General features: G+C 60.0%; 2 protein-coding genes. Both read left to right on the top strand.

Annotated features, from left to right (window positions below; translation table 11 throughout):
- Positions 1-171 precede the first annotated feature (171 nt).
- Positions 172-570: a hypothetical protein gene (locus EOA22_RS32470; RefSeq protein ID WP_013529672.1), complete on the top strand. Its 399-nt coding sequence runs from the start codon at positions 172-174 to the stop codon at positions 568-570.
- A gap of 181 nt (positions 571-751) precedes the next feature.
- Positions 752-1739 (top strand): glycosyltransferase 87 family protein (locus EOA22_RS32475; RefSeq protein ID WP_127390549.1); only part of this gene is annotated, 988 nt, incomplete at its 3' end.

Raw genomic sequence — 1739 nt, forward strand, 5'->3', positions numbered from 1 at the left:
CGCTTGCCGAAGCAATGGCGCGGCTGCCAGCCGAACTGGCCAAACCCAACGGCAAGGTGTTCATCCGGCCTTGAACGAAAATGGCTGGCGAGCGAAGTCCAGTTACTGCAAAAAAGGGGCTGCTTGTGAGAACAGGCTGCCGAAAAGTTCCCGCCGTTTTGGCGCAAGGCGATGACGAACGATCCCGGTACGAATTACTTTCTCAAGAAATATTCGGCCCCGCTGGATGATCCTGCCGGGACTGCGGTCAGGAACATCATGCTGGCGCGGGTCGTCGGCGCCGAATGTCAGGCCTCCAGACTCAACAAGGCCAAGATCAAAGCCTATCGCGACAGGATGATCGGGCCGCTCATGCCTGAGCAACTCAAAACAGCTGCATTTGAAGGTGGCAGTGCGTTGCGCAGTTTCAACTACCAGGATCTCGCTCACCTCTGTGCCGGCATCGACTATCAGTTCGGGCCGAAAGGCGTGCTGATTCCGGGGGCTGTTCTTGCTGGTAAGGGCGAGCCGAAATATCCCTTTGATCCGCGCAACCCCTATTTTCGTTTGCCCGAATTCACTGACGATTAGTCAGGTCGCCAGCCTCGGACGGCAGCCATGAAGGTGGGAACGCATATTCGAGTCGAAGGAGGTGCGGCCCTGACGTTCGTCAGCCCCCTATGCCACGCCACTTCGTCCGTGATATGCCGCCGCCATCGAATGCCGGGACAGGCTGGACTGATCCAGTTCCGGGATTGTGTGGAGCGCCTTGATGACGATTTCCAAGCCGGTTTTCGACCGTTTGGGGTTTGGCCTGTGGATCGGAGCGTTCCTGGTCGTTCTTGCCCTGGTCCTGTGGTCACCGCACACGCGGACGGTATGGCAGGCCTATATCGACGGCAGCGTGGCGCTTCAGGCCGGTCTGCCGCTCTACGACACCCAGTCCGAGATGGGGTATCTCTACGCGCCGGCCTTTGCCGCGCTCTACACTCCAATAGTCAAGCTTGGTCCGCATCTGGGCGGCTTGGTTTGGCATTCCATTGGCTTTGCGGTGCTGACCTACGCCGCGATGCGGCAGGTGCGCAAGCTCGGCGGCGGCGAACTGACATGGCTGCTTTCTTTCGGTCTTTTCCTCGCTTTGCCGATGGCGGTGGGGGCGATCCGCAACGGCCAGGCGACGATCCTTTTGACCGGCGCTTGCTGGCTTCTCACCCTGTCGGCGCTGGAAGGGCGGCGGGCGGAGACGTTCTTCTGGGCTTCGCTTGCCATCATCGCCAAGCCGACCGCGATCATAATGCTGTTGTTGGTAGGAGCCCTTCGGCTCCGGCTGATACCGGTGCTGGTGCTGGCGCTGCTGTTCGTGCTGGCACTGCCTTACGCTTTTGCTCCCGCCGGCTATCTCAACGATCAGCATCGTGTCTTCATCCAGATGCTGACCTCCATGGCCGTCGACAACACCAGCCATTTCGTGCCCACCGATTTCACGGCACCGTTCACCACGATAGGACTGCCGATACCGGAATTCGGCGCAACGATCGTGCGCATGGTCATGGCCCTGTTTACGCTTTCTGCCGTCATCTGGTTCGACCGCAGGCTCGAACAGGGAAAGGCGGCGCTGGCGATCTTCCTGACAGCCACTTTCTACATGTGCGTCTTCAACCCGCGCGTCGAGCCAAACACCTTTGCCATGATCGCGGTACCAGCCGGTCTTGCCATCGCCCTGTTGTGGCGTGAAGAAAGGGGGGGCGGCCTTGGCTCGG

Source organism: Mesorhizobium sp. M7A.F.Ca.US.014.04.1.1 (genome assembly GCF_003998745.1).
In the GTDB taxonomy this organism is placed as follows: Bacteria; Pseudomonadota; Alphaproteobacteria; order Rhizobiales; family Rhizobiaceae; genus Mesorhizobium; species Mesorhizobium ciceri.

Excerpts from the sequence above, each read along its gene's own strand:
- EOA22_RS32470 (WP_013529672.1), top strand. The coding sequence starts at position 172 with ATGACGAACGATCCCGGTACGAATTACTTTCTCAAGAAATATTCGGCC.